Source organism: Rothia sp. QJM3NY_36 (assembly GCF_056173115.1).
The window spans coordinates 1,649,448-1,665,757 of record NZ_CM149658.1 but is presented as its reverse complement, the minus strand read 5'-3'; the positions used below and the strand labels follow the sequence as shown (position 1 = coordinate 1,665,757).

The 16,310-nt window shown below is 69.9% G+C and carries 12 protein-coding genes; 9 read left to right on the top strand and 3 right to left on the bottom strand.

All coding sequences use genetic code 11. From position 1 onward, the window contains the following. Positions 1-44: 44 nt before the first annotated feature. The 3 genes from AC0VXQ_RS07365 to AC0VXQ_RS07355 all read left to right on the top strand — a co-directional run bounded on the left by AC0VXQ_RS07365 (position 45) and on the right by AC0VXQ_RS07355 (position 4,622). Positions 45-1,778: an ABC transporter family substrate-binding protein gene (locus AC0VXQ_RS07365; RefSeq protein ID WP_224799744.1), complete on the top strand. Its 1,734-nt coding sequence runs from the start codon at positions 45-47 to the stop codon at positions 1,776-1,778. A 163-nt stretch (positions 1,779-1,941) separates the two neighbouring features. After that, positions 1,942-3,495, top strand: coding sequence for an ABC transporter permease (locus tag AC0VXQ_RS07360; RefSeq protein WP_224799743.1), 1,554 nt, complete (start codon positions 1,942-1,944; stop codon positions 3,493-3,495). Beyond that, positions 3,492-4,622, top strand: coding sequence for an ABC transporter permease (locus tag AC0VXQ_RS07355; protein WP_404817463.1), 1,131 nt, complete (start codon positions 3,492-3,494; stop codon positions 4,620-4,622). The genes AC0VXQ_RS07360 and AC0VXQ_RS07355 overlap by 4 nt, the downstream gene beginning before the upstream one ends. A 22-nt stretch (positions 4,623-4,644) precedes the next feature. Here the strand turns inward: AC0VXQ_RS07355 and AC0VXQ_RS07350 are convergent, their stop codons facing one another. Continuing rightward, entirely contained in the window at positions 4,645-5,268 is a 624-nt protein-coding gene (locus AC0VXQ_RS07350) for a PH domain-containing protein (RefSeq protein WP_129357409.1), read from the bottom strand. A gap of 75 nt (positions 5,269-5,343) precedes the next feature. Between AC0VXQ_RS07350 and AC0VXQ_RS07345 the strand changes: the two genes are divergently transcribed. Further along, on the top strand, positions 5,344-7,251 hold the full coding sequence (locus AC0VXQ_RS07345) for an ABC transporter ATP-binding protein (RefSeq protein ID WP_224799742.1): 1,908 nt from the start codon (positions 5,344-5,346) through the stop codon (positions 7,249-7,251). A 33-nt stretch (positions 7,252-7,284) separates the two neighbouring features. Here AC0VXQ_RS07345 and AC0VXQ_RS07340 read toward each other — a convergent pair whose 3' ends face one another. Next, a complete protein-coding gene (locus AC0VXQ_RS07340; protein WP_129357411.1) occupies positions 7,285-8,304 on the bottom strand; it encodes a hypothetical protein in 1,020 nt (339 codons plus the stop codon). Positions 8,305-8,592: 288 nt separating this feature from the next. Between AC0VXQ_RS07340 and typA the strand changes: the two genes are divergently transcribed. From typA to AC0VXQ_RS07315, 5 genes are all read left to right on the top strand, one after another. Next, complete coding sequence (gene typA, locus AC0VXQ_RS07335) at positions 8,593-10,509, top strand: translational GTPase TypA (protein WP_055684472.1); 1,917 nt, start codon at positions 8,593-8,595, stop codon at positions 10,507-10,509. 21 nt (positions 10,510-10,530) lie between these two features. Continuing rightward, positions 10,531-11,883 carry a PIG-L family deacetylase gene (locus tag AC0VXQ_RS07330; protein WP_475528162.1) on the top strand — a complete coding sequence of 451 codons (1,353 nt, stop codon included), beginning with the start codon at positions 10,531-10,533 and terminating at the stop codon, positions 11,881-11,883. A gap of 208 nt (positions 11,884-12,091) precedes the next feature. Beyond that, on the top strand, positions 12,092-12,415 hold the full coding sequence (gene fdxA, locus AC0VXQ_RS07325) for a ferredoxin (RefSeq protein WP_055684470.1): 324 nt from the start codon (positions 12,092-12,094) through the stop codon (positions 12,413-12,415). 8 nt (positions 12,416-12,423) lie between these two features. Next, complete coding sequence (gene dapC, locus AC0VXQ_RS07320; RefSeq protein ID WP_055684469.1) at positions 12,424-13,551, top strand: succinyldiaminopimelate transaminase; 1,128 nt, start codon at positions 12,424-12,426, stop codon at positions 13,549-13,551. Positions 13,552-13,840: 289 nt separating this feature from the next. Beyond that, complete coding sequence (locus AC0VXQ_RS07315; RefSeq protein WP_058731120.1) at positions 13,841-15,121, top strand: citrate synthase; 1,281 nt, start codon at positions 13,841-13,843, stop codon at positions 15,119-15,121. A gap of 149 nt (positions 15,122-15,270) precedes the next feature. Here the strand turns inward: AC0VXQ_RS07315 and galE are convergent, their stop codons facing one another. Then, on the bottom strand, positions 15,271-16,290 hold the full coding sequence (galE, locus tag AC0VXQ_RS07310; RefSeq protein ID WP_055684467.1) for a UDP-glucose 4-epimerase GalE: 1,020 nt from the start codon (positions 16,288-16,290) through the stop codon (positions 15,271-15,273). Positions 16,291-16,310 lie beyond the last annotated feature (20 nt).

Here is a 16,310-nt window from a genome sequence, read left to right as displayed (position 1 = left end):
ACACCCACCACGAGTCACTTCGTACGACCCCTCTAGGAGGCGAAATGCGCTTCTCCCGCATTTCCAAGGCCCTCGGCGTCGCGGCGGTCTCCGCCCTCGCCCTCTCCGCCTGCGCATCGACCGACAACGGCGGCGACGGGGACAGCGGCTCCACCAAGTCCATCTCGGTGGCCGAGCTGAACACCTTCTCGTCCCTGAACACCGACTCCTCGTCCGGCAACACGGACATCAACAGCAAGATCGCCACGGCCACCCACAACGGCTTCTACTCGATCACGGACCAGCTCGAGGTCAAGCACAACGACGACTTCGGCAGCTTCGAGAAGATCTCCGACAACCCCCTGAAGGTCAAGTACACGGTCAACGAGGACCAGCAGTGGTCCGACGGCAACAAGATCGACAAGGGCGACCTGCTGCTGGCCTGGGCCTCCCAGTCCGGGCACTTCAACGGCGAGGGCGAGAACGGCGAGCAGTTCTTCGACTACGCCGGGGACAGCGAGGGCCTGGGCCTGACCGGCATGCCGGAGTTCAGCGATGACGGGCGCACCATGACCCTGACCTACTCCAAGCCGTACATCGACTGGGAGACCGCCTTCGACGTCCGCCTGCCCGCCCACGTGGTCGCCAAGAAGGCCGGGATGAGCGAGGACGACCTCGTGAACACCCTGACCTCCGCCAAGCCGGGCGAGAAGAACGAGCAGCTGTCCAAGATCGCGGATGCCTGGAACACCGGCTTCGACACCACCAAGATGCCCGATGACAAGGACCTGCTGGTCGCCAGCGGCCCCTACAAGATCAAGGACATCGTCGAGAACCAGTCCGTGACCCTGGAGAAGAACGACAAGTACACCGGGGATGCGCCCAAGATCGACGAGATCACCATGCGCTCCATCGGCGACGCCAACGGCCAGCTCCAGGCCCTGAATAACGGCGAGGTGCAGGTCATCTCCCCGCAGGCGAACGTGGACACGATCCAGCAGCTCAAGGACGCCGACGGCGTCAAGACCCTCACCGGGGATCAGCTGCTCTACGACCACGTGGACCTGAACTTCAACTCCGACGTGTTCAAGGATGAGAACACCCGCAAGGCCTTCCTGCTGACCATCCCGCGCCAGTCCATCGTGGACAAGCTGATGAAGCCGATGAACTCCGACGCCGAGGTCCTGGACTCCCAGGTCTACGTGAGCTCCCAGGACGAGTACAAGGACGCGGTGGAGAAGAACGACTCCAGCGAGTTCCCCTCCTCGGACATGGACGCCAACATCAGCCAGGCCAAGGAGCTGCTCGGCGGCAAGACCCCGACCGTGCGCCTGCTGTACAACTCCGGCAACAAGGCTCGCGCGGACATCTTCCAGATGATCCAGGAGTCCGCCAAGAAGGCCGGGTTCAACGTGGAGGACCTGGGTGCTGCGGACTGGTCGAAGAAGCTGCCGGGCGGTGACTACGACGCCTCCCTGTTCGGCTGGACCTCCCCGGGTGTGGGCCACTCCTCCTACGGGCAGATCTTCGCGGCCGGCGGTGGCGGCAACTACAACGGCTACGACAACGAGGACGTCAACAAGAAGGCCGACGAGATCCGCACCACCGTCGGGGACGATGCCAAGGTCAAGGACCTCGCCATCGGCATCGACAAGGATCTGTTCGATGATTCCTACGGCCTCCCCCTGTTCCAGCAGGCCGGCGTCGTGGGAGTGAAGGACAACGTGGAGAACGTGACCTTCAACCCCGGAAGCACCCAGGTGTGGTGGAACGTCGAGAAGTGGGACATCAAAAACTGATCCCGTCCTGAACCCACCTCGCACCGTCGCGAGCACGTGACGAACCGGCCGGCACCCCAGGGAGCCCGGCCGCACCGGGCGGGCGTCACCGGCGAGAAGCCGCCGCTGACGCCCGCCATCGCGCTTGCGATGCCCGCTTCCCTCCCACCCCACGGATGCCGCCATGCTGATGTACACCGTCCGAAGGCTCGTGGCCGCGGTACTGATCCTGTTCGCCGCCACGTTCCTCGTCTACGTTCTGGTCACCTACGCCGGTGACCCCCTCCAGGAGTTCCGCGAGAACCCCTCGCCCACCGCCCAGTCCCAGATGCTCGCCCGTGAGAAGGCCCTGCATCTGGACGTTCCCCTGATCCCGCGCTACTTCATGTGGCTCGGCGGGGCCCTGGGTTGCCTCAACCCGCTGGGCACCACCTGCGACCTGGGCACCACCTTCCAGGGTCAGGCCGTGACCGACGCCCTCAAGGGCGCGATCGCGCAGACCCTGACCCTGATCACCGCCGCCACGATCCTGGCGATCATCATCGGCGTGGCCCTCGGTGTGGTCGCCGCGCTGCGGCAGTACTCCACTCTGGACTACGGCATCACCTTCCTCGCCTTCGTCTGCTACTCCCTGCCCTCCTTCTGGATCGCGGTGCTGCTCAAGCAGTACGGGGCCATCGGCTTCAACAACTTCCTGCGCAACCCCACCATCGGAGTGGCCAGCGCGGCGGCCGTGGGGCTCGTCGCCGGGATCATCTGGTTCCTCGCCTCCTACGGCAGGATGCGCACCAGGATCCTGCTGGGGATCTTCGGCTTCGCGCTGACCTTCGGAATCCTGATCTTCCTCAGCGTGACCCGCTGGTTCGCCCGGCCCTCCCTGGGGCTGCCGCTAATCGCGATCCTCGGGGTGCTCACCGCGGTCGCCTTCACCTTCCTCCTAGCCGGGCTGCGCAACCGCACAGCTCTTTACGCCGGGCTGGCCTCGGTGATCGTCGGTCTGGCCCTCTACTTCCCGATCCAGCCGCTGCTGAACCGCGCGACCTGGCTGATGATGCTCCTGCTGGGCATCCTCACCCTGCTCATCGGGGCGGGCATCGGCTGGGTCGTCGGACGCCTGCGCAAGACCTACGACCTCGGCCAGTCCGTCAAGGTGGCCATGTGGACCGCCTTCATCGTCGCGGGCCTGGTCGTGCTGGACCGGTTCATGCAGTCCTGGCCCGCGTACATGCGCGACGGCCGGATCTCCGGACGGCCCATCGCCACCGCCAACTCCGCGACTCCCGGCATGTCCGGGGACTTCTGGATCACCGGGATCGACAGCTACACCCACCTCATCTTGCCGACCATCGCCCTGACCCTGCTGGCCCTGGCCTCCTACTCCCGGTACTCCCGAGCCTCGATGCTGGAGATCATGTCCCAGGACTACATCCGCACCGCCCGGGCTAAGGGCGTCTCGGAGCGCTCCGTGGTGGTCAAGCACGCCTTCCGCAACGCGCTGATCCCGCTGGCCACCCTCGTGGCCTTCGACATCGGCGGCATCATCGGCGGCGCGGTCATCACGGAGAAGGTGTTCGGCTTCTCGGGCATGGGGAACCTGTTCAACGACTCCCTGGGCCAGCTGGACATCTACCCGATCATGGGCTTCTTCCTGATCACCGGCATCACCGCCATGGTCTTCAATCTCGTCGCGGACCTGCTCTACTCGGTCCTCGACCCGCGCGTGAGGGTGAAAGCATGAGCGCCACGAATGCATCGCAGGCTCCGGAGCCGAAGGAGCCGACCACCGAGACCCGCGAGATGCGCCTGGAGGAGGTCCAGCCCGACGCGGAGACCAAGGGGCTCAGCCAGGGCCAGATCGTCCGCAAGCGCTTCATGGGCAACAGCGGGGCCATCGCCTCCCTGGTGATCCTGTTCCTGATCATCGTCCTGGCGTACTCCTCGATCGGCTTCGGCCCGATCCCCGGCTGGTGGAAGTACGACTACTCCGAGATGATGCCCGTCACCAACGGCGGCAAGCCCACCATCGGGCTCTTCCATCTCGGTGAGCACCCCTTCGGGCAGGACACCACCGGGCGCGACCTGTTCGCCATGGTCATGCGCGGAACGCAGACCTCGCTGTTCGTGATGGTCATCGTCGGCCTGGTCGCCGGGGTGATCGGCGTCGTCATCGGCGGCGTCTCCGGGTACTTCCGCGGCTGGGTCGAGGCCGTGCTGATGCGTCTGACCGACATCGTCATCATCATCCCGCTGCTGGTGCTCACCGCGGTCCTCGGGCAGATGGTCATCAGCCACCTGCCGCAGGGCCCGCAGCGCATCACCGCGCTGGCGCTGCTGATCGGCCTGGCGGCCTGGACGGGCCTGGCCCGCCTGGTGCGCGGAGAGTTCCTGACCCTGCGCGAGCGGGAGTTCGTCGACGCCGCCCGCCTGGCCGGGGCCTCCGCCCCGCGGATCATCTTCAAGCACATCCTGCCCAACGCGGTTGGGGTGATCATCGTGAACGTGACCCTGCTGATGGCCTCGGCGATCCTCATCGAGACCTCGCTGTCCTACATCGGCTACGGCGTGCAGTCCCCGGACGTGTCCCTGGGCTCCCTGATCAGCGCCAACGAGTCCGCGTTCTCGACCCGCTCCTGGCTGTTCTGGTACCCGGGCCTGTTCATCGTCGTGATCTGCCTGTGCATCAACTTCATCGGCGACGGCCTGCGCGACGCCTTCGATCCGCGGCAGAAGAAGTTCAACCCGCGCCGCGCCAAGACCGTGACCGCCCACTCCGCGGAGAACGGGCTGGACCCGGACGGGCGCGTGGACGTGGATCTGCAGAGCGAGCAGCCGGTGCGCGACGCCGGACCGGGCAAGAACGCCTAGGAACCGGAGAGCGTCGATGCGTTCACAGCAGCAGGCCCGCCGCGGCCGCCGCGGCGAGCACCGCCAGGATCACCAGCTGGGTGGTGTTGGCGGTGCTGACCGGCTCCGCCTCCTCCCGCAGGGTCCCCGCCTCCACCTGCTCCTGCCAGTGGCCGCGGATGACCTCCGCGGCCCGGCCGGAGGCGGTGGAGCGCAGGTCGCTGGGCATGAGGCTCGCGCCCTCGCCGCGGAAGCCCAGGTGCGGATCATCCGGCATGTGGGCGGTGCGCTGCCCCCACACCGCGGTGGCCGCCCCGCCGGCGGGTGCGCCTACTGCCTGGATGCGCCGGTGCCGGGTCACCAGGTGCAGCCCGTACCGGGTCTGCACGTCGATCAGGTCCGAGTAGCCCAGTCGGTGCGTGCGCACCGGGTTGACCACGGTGATCTCCTCCTGGCTCAGCCGCACGCACGGCCAGGCCAGGAACCACCAGATCAGGTAGCCCAGGAACGCGCACGGCCCGAAGGCCCGCAGCCCGGCCGCGGCGCCGTCGTGCACCGTCACGCTGATCAGCAGCCCCGCCAGCACCAGCTCCACCAGCACCACCAGGACCAGCATGGGACGGGAGCGCAGGGTCGCCCCCTCCTCCCGCAGATATCTCGTCGCCATGCCCACATCGTCCCAGACCCGACCCGCCCCGGCCACCGCCGCGCCGGTCGGCTCCACCCGTAGGAGAGAGCTCCCATGACCACCGAGAACACCCCCAGCGGAACCCCCGCCGAGGACTCCGCCCAGGACGCCGCCGCCCAGCGGCCCGCCACCCGCACCGAGCGGCGCGCCGCCGAACGGGCCGCCCGCCGCTCCGGGCCCCGCACCGGAGCCATCCCGTGGCGCCGCACCAAGACCGGGTCCCAGCCCGTCGTCGGCAACCCCACCGGGCGCGTCCTGGAGGTGAAGGACCTGTCCGTGGCCTTCGGCGTCGACCGCCAGTGGGTGCCGGCCGCCACGGACATCAGCTACCACGTCGACGCCGGAGAGGTGCTCGCCATCGTCGGGGAATCCGGCTCCGGCAAGTCCGTCTCCTCGATGGGCATGATCGGGCTGCTGCCCTCCAATGCGAAGGTCACCGGCTCCGTGAAGCTCAACGGCGAGGAGCTGATCGGGCAGTCCAACAGCGAGCTGCTGAAGGTGCGCGGCGACGACGTCGCCGTGATCTTCCAGGAGCCGATGACCGCGCTGAACCCCGTGTACACGGTGGGGGACCAGATCGTGGAGACGCTGCGCCTGCACCGGGAGATCTCCCCGGCCCAGGCCAAGGAGCGCGCCCTGGAGATGCTCCAGCTCGTCGAGCTGCCGGACCCGGTCAAGGCCTTCGACTCCTTCCCGCACCAGCTCTCCGGCGGTCAGCGCCAGCGCGCGATGATCGCGCAGTCCCTGTCCACCGACCCCAAGCTGCTGATCGCCGATGAGCCGACCACCGCGCTGGATGTGACCGTGCAGGCGGAGATCCTGGACCTGATGCGCAACCTGCAGAAGAAGCTGGGTTCCGCGATCATCCTGATCACCCACGATATGGGCGTCGTCGCGGACCTGGCCGATCGCGTCGCGGTGATGCGCCGCGGGCGGATCGTGGAGACCGGGGAGATCCACGAGGTCTTCGGCAACCCCCAGCACGAGTACACCAAGGCCCTGCTGGCGGCCGTGCTGCACCTGGGCGAAGGCGAGGGCGAGGAGGTCGACGTCAACGCAGCCCTGGACGACGCGGCGGAGGGCACCCGCCCGGCCACCGTGGAGCTGCAGCAGGTGGCCTCGCCCCGCGAGGGCGAGACCGTCCTGGAGCTGAAGGACGTGGCCCTGGAGTACCCCAAGCAGGGCCGGGTCCCGGCCTTCCGGGCGGTGGAGGGCGCGAATCTGCGCATCCACGCCGGGGAGGTCGTGGGTCTGGTGGGGGAGTCCGGCTCCGGAAAGTCCACGATCGGGCGGGCCTCCGTGGGGCTGCTGGATGTGGCCGAGGGGTCGCTGGTGGTGGCCGGCCAGGAGCTGAAGGGCGCCGGGCGCCGGGTCATCAACCAGGTCCGCAAGGACGTCGGCATGGTCTTCCAGGATCCCTCCTCCTCCCTGAACCCGCGCCTGCCGATCGGCGAGTCCATCGGCGAGCCGATGTACCTGGCCGGGGTCGCCAAGGGTGCTGAGCTGCAGCACCGCATCGAGACCCTGCTGGATCAGGTGGAGCTGCCCCGCTCCTACCGCAACCGGTACCCGCACGAGCTCTCGGGTGGGCAGAAGCAGCGCGTGGGCATCGCCCGCGCCCTGTCCCTGAAGCCCAAGCTGCTGGTGGCCGACGAGCCGACCTCGGCCCTGGACGTCTCCGTGCAGGCGCGCGTGCTGGAGCTGTTCAAGGAGCTGCAGGAGCAGATGGGCTTCGCCTGCCTGTTCGTGACCCACGACCTCGCAGTGATCGACGCCCTGGCGGACCACATCTGCGTGATGCAGCACGGGAAGATCGTGGAGCAGGGGCCGCGGGACCAGATCCTGCGCCACCCCCGCGAGGCGTACACCCAGCGCCTGCTGGCCGCGGTGCCCCTGCCGGACCCGGATCAGCAGCGCGAGCGCCGCGAGCTGCGCGCCAAGCTGCTGGCCGAGGTCAGCTGACCCCCGCATCACCCCGCTCCCCGCGCCGAGTCGTCACTTCCGACCGGAAATCCGTCGATTTTCGGTCGAGATCGATGACTCGGCGTCGTTGGGGGTGGCTGCGGCGTCGTGGTCGCGGATCGCGCGGAGGATGATGGCGACGGCGCGCGGCATCCGCGATCCCGCGCACCACACCGCCTCGCGCAGGTCGGCGGCGGTGATGCGCACCTCGACCCATCCGGCCTCGGCCGTGCGCCGGGCCCGCTCGACGTCGCGGCGCACCTGCTCGGGCCGGTCGTGGTGGGCGCCTTCGTACTGGATGCTCAGCCGCAGCCTCGGCAGGGCGAGATCGGCCTGGAAGAGCAGCATCCCCCGGGTGTTGCGCACGGCGAATCCCGGGACCAGTCCGTCGATGCCGTGATCCTCGCAGGCCAGGCGCAGGAAGGTCTCCGGGCGGGAATCCGATCCCGGGCGCATCCTCGCCACGGCCCGGTCGAAGGCGCGGATGCCCCGCGCGCCCCGGTGGGCCCGCAGGTACCGACGCAGATCCTCCGGGGTGCACAGCGGCGGGCGGCCGGCGTCGTACCCGTCCGCGTGGGTGTTCAGGATCCCGTCCCCGGCGGCCACCAGATCCTCATGGCCCAGGCGCAGGCTCATCTCGTAGAGGGTGCGCTCCGGCGTCGTGACGGCCAGGCCCTCCGGGGTGCGGGTGAGATCCGAGGCGGCGTAGGCGTACTGGGTGCTGCGCAGGCCGCGGCGTCGGACGGGGGAGCGCAGCGGCGGGGTGTTCAGGTGCGGGGTCTCATCCTCCTGCAGGTGCCGCGGCAATCGGAAGCCGTGATGCCGGGCCGCGCTGAGCCCGTTGATCGCGGATCCCGGGATGGCCCGGGCCAAAGCGGCGACCACGTCCCACGCGGTGATCTCGTGGCCGGGCGGGGCGTAGATCCCCGGATCCCGGCGCACCGTCGAGCGCCGACGCAGCAGCGCCTCCGGGACGCCGCGCAGGCGGGCTTCGGCGCGAGTCAGGGCGTCGACGTCGGCCCGGGGTGGCTCGGGGGAGGGGATCGCTGCCATGCCCACACTGTCCCCGACCCCCTGCCGGGCCGCCACCCCCGAGCCTCCACCTGTGGACAGCCCCCGCACCCCGCGCGCCGAGTCATCACTTCCGACCGGAAATTCGGCGATTTTCGGTCGAGATCGATGACTCGGCGCTGGGGAAGGGGAATGAGTGGGAGGGGGAGGTGAGGTTGAGGGGATGCGGCGGCGGGAGGGGAGGGGTTGCGCGCGGGCGTATGATGGGACGGCAGTCCGCGTGCGCGGGCCCGCCCCGCACGCATCCTCGATCGAAGGCTCACTCCCCGTATGTCAGAAACCTCCAGCACCGCCACGCGCTCCGATCTGCGCAACGTCGCCATCGTCGCCCACGTGGACCACGGCAAGACGACCATCGTCGACGCCATGCTCAAGCAGACCCACGCCTTCTCCGACCACGCCGACGTCGAGGACCGCGTCATGGACTCCGGTGACCTGGAGCGGGAGAAGGGCATCACCATCCTCGCCAAGAACACCACCGTGACCTACGCGGGTCCGGCCTCCCACGGCGAGAAGGTGACCATCAACGTCATCGACACTCCCGGCCACGCCGACTTCGGCGGCGAGGTCGAGCGCGGCCTGTCCATGGTCGACGGCGTCGTGCTGCTGGTGGACGCCTCCGAGGGTCCGCTGCCGCAGACCCGCTTCGTGCTGCGCAAGGCCCTGGCGGCCAAGCTGCCCGTGATCCTGGTGGTCAACAAGGTGGACCGGCCCGACGCCCGCATCGACGAGGTCGTCTCCGAGTCCATGGACCTGCTGCTGGGCCTGGCCTCGGACCTGGCCGACGAGGTCCCGGACCTGGATCTGGACGCGGTGCTGGATGTGCCCGTCGTCTACGCCTCCGGCAAGGCCGGACGCGCCTCGATGGAGCAGCCGGCCGACGGCGCCCTGCCCGAGAACGAGGACCTCGAGCCGCTGTTCCAGGCCATCCTGGAGCACGTCCCGGCCCCGACCTACGACCCCGACGGCGTGCTGCAGGCCCACGTGACCAACCTGGACTCCTCGCCGTTCCTCGGCCGCCTCGCATTGCTGCGCATCTTCCACGGCACCCTGAGGAAGGGCCAGACCGTCGCCTGGGCCCGGCAGGACGGGCAGATCAAGAATGTGCGGATCTCCGAGCTGCTGAAGACCCAGGCCCTGGACCGGGTGCCGGCCGACGAGGCCGGGCCGGGCGACATCGTCGCGGTGGCCGGGATCGAGGACATCACCATCGGCGAGACCCTCACCGACCCGGAGAACCCGAAGCCCCTGCCGCTGATCACCGTGGACGATCCGGCGATCTCCATGACCATCGGCATCAACACCTCCCCGCTGGCCGGGCGCGTCAAGGGCGCCAAGGTCACCGCCCGGCAGGTCAAGGACCGGCTGGACAAGGAGCTGATCGGCAACGTCTCGATCAAGGTCCTGCCGACCCAGCGCCCCGACGCCTGGGAGGTCCAGGGCCGCGGCGAGCTGGCCCTGGCGATCCTCGTGGAGCAGATGCGCCGCGAGGGCTTCGAGCTGACCGCGGGCAAGCCGCAGGTGGTCACCAAGACCATCGACGGCAAGGTCCACGAGCCGATCGAGTACATGATCATCGACGTCCCGGACGAGTTCATGGGCGCGGTGACCCAGCTGATGGCCGCCCGCAAGGGCCGCATGGAGACCATGACTAACAACGGCACCGGCTGGGTGCGCATGGAGTTCCGGGTGCCGGCCCGCGGCCTGATCGGCTTCCGCACCCAGTTCCTCACCGAGACCCGCGGGGCCGGGATCTCCTCCTCCTACGCCGACGGCTACGAGCCGTGGGCCGGGGACATCGAGTACCGCACCAACGGCTCCCTGATCGCCGACCGCGCCGGGGTGGTCACCCCCTACGCGATGATCAACCTGCAGGAGCGCGGCACGTTTTTCGTGGAGCCGACCTCCGAGGTCTACGAGGGCATGATCGTCGGGGAGAACTCCCGGGCCGATGACATGGAGGTGAACATCACCAAGGAGAAGAAGCTGACCAACATGCGCTCCTCCACGGCGGACACCTTCGAGAACCTCACCCCGCCCAAGAAGCTGACCCTGGAGGAGTCCCTGGAGTTCGCCCGCGAGGACGAGTGCGTGGAGATCACCCCGGAGGCCATCCGCATCCGCAAGGTCATCCTCGACTCCCACGACCGCGTGCGCGCGTTCCGCGCCCGCACCCGCGCGAACTAGCGCCCCGGGCTCGCCACGCCGATGACCGAGGCCGACGCCGCCCGCCCGCGCTATCCGCAGCAGGGCGCCCACCGGGACGCCGACGCCGTGACGACCCTCCTGCCGGAGGGCCTCGCGGCGTCGGCGGCCACGGTGCTGTTCGTCCACGCCCACCCGGATGACGAATCCTCCTCGACCGGGGCCACCATGGCCCGGCTGGCCCGGGAGGGCGCGGCCGTGCACCTGCTGACCATGTCCCGCGGGGAGATGGGCGAGGTCATCGGCCCCGAGCACGCCGAGCTGGATGTGCGCACCCGGGACCCGCAGGATCCCGGGGACGCCCTCGGGGCCCTGCGCGAGACCGAGCTGAGTGCCGCCCTGAACGCCCTGGGGGTCACCGGGCACCGCTTCGCTGAGCGCCCGAAGGGCGGGGCCTTCCGCGACTCCGGGATGTCCTGGGCCGCCGACGGCACCGCCGCCCCGGATCCGAACGCGGCCCCCGACTGCCTGATGCGCGCGGAGCTGTCCCAGGCCGCCGAGGCGGTGGCCGCCGAGATCCGTCGGCTGCGCCCGGAGGTCGTGGTGACCTACGACGCCGACGGCGGCTACGGGCACCCGGACCACCGGCGCACCCACGAGGCCGTGATGGCGGCCCTGCCCCTGCTGCCCGACGGCGCCCTGCCGCGCCTGGTCTGGGGCGAGGAGGGCGAGGCCGACGCGGGAGACACCCGCCGCCAGGCCGTGATCCACGGGGAACTGCCCGCCAAGGAGCGGGCCATGGCCGCCCACGCCACCCAGATCCGGGTGGACCCCGGGCACACCTTCCGCTACTCCAACGACGTCGTGCAGCCGATCAGCCCGGTGGAGACCTACCGGCTGCTGGCCGCCCGGGCGGATGCCCGACCCGCCGGCGCGCTCAGCACCAGCGACCGTGGCGAGGATGCCCTCAGTCCCGACGCCGTGGATCCCGAGCAGGAGCCCGCGGGTCCGATCTCCTCCGCGATCACCGCGGTCGTGGTGGGGCTGCTGCTGGGCTTCCTCGGCACGATGCTGCACGCCTCGGTGGCCTACTTCGACGGCTGGTATCTGCCGTGGGGCGCGATCCTCGCCGTGCTCGGCGTGTTCACCGGGACCGTGTGGACCGCCGGATACACCCGACGCCGGGGGATGACCCTGGTGCCCGGGCTCGCGGCCTTCGCCGTCGTCGGCTTCTTCACCCTCGCCCGCTCCGACTCTCGGCTGGTCATCCCGACCCTGGAGGCCCCGATCGGGGTGGCCGGGATCATCTGGACCCTGGGCACGGTGCTGGCCACCGCCGTGGGCGTGGTGGTCGCGGACCGCACCGTGCTGCGCGGCATCGGGCGCTCCGGGCGAGGGCGCCGCCGACGGCGCTGACGACGCTGACGCCTGCCGTCACCGGGCGTCATCGGCCGCAGTGATCCCGCCGACAGTCCCCGGCCCGGCCCTGGGTGTGCCAGACTGGCCGGGCTAGACTGATCAGCCAGGAAGAAGGCGGGGCCTTTTCCGCCCCTGAGGCGGAAATCGCGCGCCGCCGCCGCGCCGTCGGAGGCATCACCCCGGCGGGCACAGTGAAAGGGTCCCCATGACGTATGTGATCGCCCAGCCGTGTGTCGACGTCAAGGACCGGGCCTGCGTGGAGGAGTGCCCGGTCGACTGCATCTACGAGGGGGAGCGCACCCTCTACATCCACCCCGACGAGTGCGTGGACTGCGGCGCCTGCGAGCCCGTGTGCCCCGTGGAGGCCATCTACTACGAGGATGACCTGCCCGAGGAGTGGGAGGAGTACCTCACCGCCAACGCCGAGTTCTTCGATGAGATCGGCTCCCCGGGCGGGGCCGCGCGCATGGGCAAGATCGAGGCGGACCACCCGTTCATCCAGTCCCTGCCCCCGCAGGGCGAGGAGTAGCCGCACCCATGAGCCTCGGACTGCAGCTGCCGGACTACCCCTGGAACCAGATGGCCCCGTACCGGGAGCGCGCCGCGCAACACCCGGACGGCACGGTGGACCTCTCCATCGGCACCCCGGTGGATCCCACACCGCAGCTGGTGCGTGAGGCCCTGGCCGCCGCCGCGGACGCCCCCGGCTACCCCACGACCCAGGGTACGCAGGCCCTGCGCGAGGCCGTGGCCGCCTGGTACGCCCGACGCCGCGGGGTGACCTGCCTGGACCCGGCCGCGGTGATGCCCACCGTGGGGTCCAAGGAGCTGGTGGCCTGGCTGCCAACCCTGCTGGGCCTGGGTCCCGAGGACGTCGTCGTGCGGCCCCGCGTCGCCTACCCGACCTACGACATCGGGGCCCGCCTGGCCGGGGCGCGCGCCGTGGCCGCGGAGGACCTCGAGGAGCTGGATCCGCAGGTGCGGGACCGTGTGCGCCTGGTGTGGGTCAACTCCCCGGGCAACCCCACCGGTGCGGTGCGCGACGCCGCCTCCCTGCGCCGCATCGTCGAGCAGGCCCGGCGGATCGGCGCCGTCGTCGCCTCGGACGAGTGCTACGCGGAGCTGGGCTGGGGGGCCTGGGACGAGGCCCGGGGCGGGGCCCGCGTGCCCTCGGTGCTTGACCCGCAGGTCACCGACGGGGACCATACCGGGCTGCTGTCCGTCTACTCCCTGTCCAAGCAGTCGAATCTCGCCGGATACCGGGCGGCCTTCGTCGCCGGGGACCGGGAGCTGGTGGCCAACCTGATCAACACCCGCAAGCACGCCGGGATGATCGTGCCCGCCCCGATCCAGGCGGCCATGATCGCCGCGCTGACCGATGACGCGCACGTGGCCGAGCAGAAGGACCGCTACCGGGCCCGCCGCGAGCTGCTCAAGCCCGCGGTGGAGGCCTTCGGGCTGCGCGTGGAGGACTCCGCGGCCGGGCTGTACCTGTGGTGCACCGCGGGGGAGGACACCTGGGAGACCATCGGGCGCCTGGCGGATCTGGGCATCGTGCCCGGCTCCGGGACCTTCTACGGCGAGGCCGGGAGCGGCTACGTGCGCATCGCCCTGACGGCCACGGATGAGCGGGTGGCCGCCGCGGCCCGTCGCCTGCGCGGCTGAGGCGCCCAGACCCGACCTCGACCCGCCGACGCTCCGCAGGCGCCGCCGATGGCGCCGACGCGACGTCGGCCGCGCCTGTGGCGGGCCCCTCCCCGATTCGTGAGCCGAACCTCGGACCGAGTAGGCTGGGGGAGAGTTGAAGTGTGTCCTCGCGCACGCCTGCGGGCGGGTGCCGGGATGGGTACGACGCCGAGGACGGCGCGGGCCCGCCGCCGCATCGACGTCGTCCCCGGTGGATTCCGGGCCGATGACGCCCGCGAGGACGCCACGCCACCACACGGGAGGAATCATGTCCGACAACGCCACGCTCACCATCGGGGACTCCAGCGTCGAGTTCCCCGCGGTGGAGCCCTCCGAAGGCAACTCCGCCTTCGACATCGCGAAGCTGCGCAGCGCCACCGGGGGACACGTGACCTACGACCCCGGGTTCATGAACACCGCCAACACCCAGTCCGCGATCACCTACATCGACGGCGATGAGGGCATCCTGCGCTACCGCGGCTACTCCATCGAGGACCTCGCCGAGAAGTCCAGCTTCGTGGAGGTCGCCTACCTGCTGATCTACGGGGAGCTGCCCACCGCCGAGCAGCTCGAGGACTTCGACACCCTCGTCCGCCGCCACACCATGGTCCACGAGGACCTGAAGATCTTCTTCTCCGGCTTCCCCCGCACCGCCCACCCCATGCCGGTGCTGGCCTCCGCGGTCTCCGCGCTGTCCACCTTCTACCCGGACTCCCTGGACATCCACGACGAGCACGAGGTGGAGGTCTCCACCATCCGCCTGCTCTCCAAGGTCCCGACCCTGGCCGCCTACGCGTTCAAGAAGCAGCGCGGGGAGCCGATGCTCTACCCGCAGAACGACCTGAACTACGCGGAGAACTTCCTGCGGATGTGCTTCGGGGTGCCGGCCGAGGACTACGAGATCGACCCGGAGATCGCCAAGGCCCTGGACCAGCTGTTCATCCTGCACGCCGACCACGAGCAGAACTGCTCCACCTCCACGGTGCGTCTGGTCGGCTCCGCGGACGCCAACATGTTCGCCTCCGTCTCCGCCGGCATCAACGCCCTGTACGGGCCCAAGCACGGCGGGGCCAACGAGGCCGTGCTGAACATGCTGCGCCGCATCCAGTCCGAGGGCATCAAGCCCGAGGACTACATGGAGAAGGTCAAGAACAAGGAGGACGGGGTGCGCCTGATGGGCTTCGGGCACCGCGTCTACAAGAACTACGACCCCCGGGCCCGGATCGTGAAGTCCACCGCGGACAAGATCCTGCACAAGATCGGCGGGGACGACGAGCTGCTGGACATCGCGATGCGCCTGGAGGAGAAGGCGCTGGCCGATGACTACTTCGTCGAGCGCAAGCTCTACCCCAACGTGGATTTCTACACCGGCCTGATCTACAAGGCGATGGGCTTCCCGGAGCAGATGTTCACCGTGCTGTTCGCGATCGGGCGCCTGCCCGGCTGGATCGCGCAGTGGCGGGAGATGGTCGAGGATCCGGCCACCAAGATCGGCCGCCCGCGCCAGGTCTACACCGGGCCCACCCACCGCGAGTACCCGGCCAAGTAGCCCGGTTCCTCCGCCCCGCCCGCACGACGACGCCGCGGCCCACTCCCCTCTCTCAACGAGAGGGGAGCGGGCCGCGGCGTCGTCGTCTGCCCGGAGACGGGAGGCGGAGATGGGGGGCGGGGCCGCCGGATCGCGGCCCCGCCCCCTGCTCAGGCGGCGGGGTAGCCCTCCGGGTTGGTCTTCTGCCAGTTCCAGTGGTCCGCGCACATCTGCGCCAGGTCCCGCTCGGCGGACCAGCCCAGATCGGCCAGGGCCGCCGAAGGATCCGCGTAGGACACGGCGACGTCGCCCGGACGCCGGTCCACGATCTCGTAGGGGATCTCCCGTCCGGAGGCCTCCTCGAAGGCCCGGCGCACCTCCAGCACCGAGTAGCCGTTGCCGGTGCCCAGGTTCCAGGTGTGCAGCCCGCCCCGCTCGGCGATCGCGGCCAGCGCCTTGACGTGGCCGTCGGCCAGGTCCATCACGTGGATGTAGTCCCGCACGCCGGTGCCGTCCGGGGTGGGGTAGTCATCGCCGAAGACCTTGAGCTTCTCCCGCCGGCCCACCGCGACCTGCGCGATGAAGGGCAGCAGGTTGTTCGGCACCCCGGTGGGGTCCTCGCCGATGCGACCCGACGGGTGCGCGCCCACCGGGTTGAAGTAGCGCAGCAGGGCGATGTTCCAGGACGAGTCTGCGGCCGCCAGATCCACGAGCATGTCCTCCACGTGCTCCTTGGTCCGCCCGTAGCAGGACTGGGCGTCCAGCGGCAGCTTCTCCGTCAGCGGCATCTCCTCAGGCGCCCCGTAGACGGTCGCGGAGGAGGAGAAGACCAGGGACCGGCAGCCGCTGGCCTCCATCGCGGCCAGCAGGTTCAGGGTGCCGGTGACGTTGGTGCGGTAGTACCACAGCGGCTTCTCGGCCGACTCGCCGACGGCCTTGAGACCGGCGAAGTGGATGACGGCGTCCGGGCGCTCGCGCTGGAAGACCTCGGTGGTCGCGCGGGCATCCAGGATGTCGGTCTCGTGGAAGGCGATCCGCCGTCCCCCGGCCAGCTCCGAGACCCGGTCCAGGGAGACGCGGGAGGAGTTGGCCAGGTTGTCCAGCACGGCGACGTCGTGCCCGGCCTCCAGGAGGGCCAGGACGGTGTGGGAGCCGATGTACCCGGCTCCGCCGGTGACCATGATCTTCATCTGAGGGGTCCCTTTCTGAT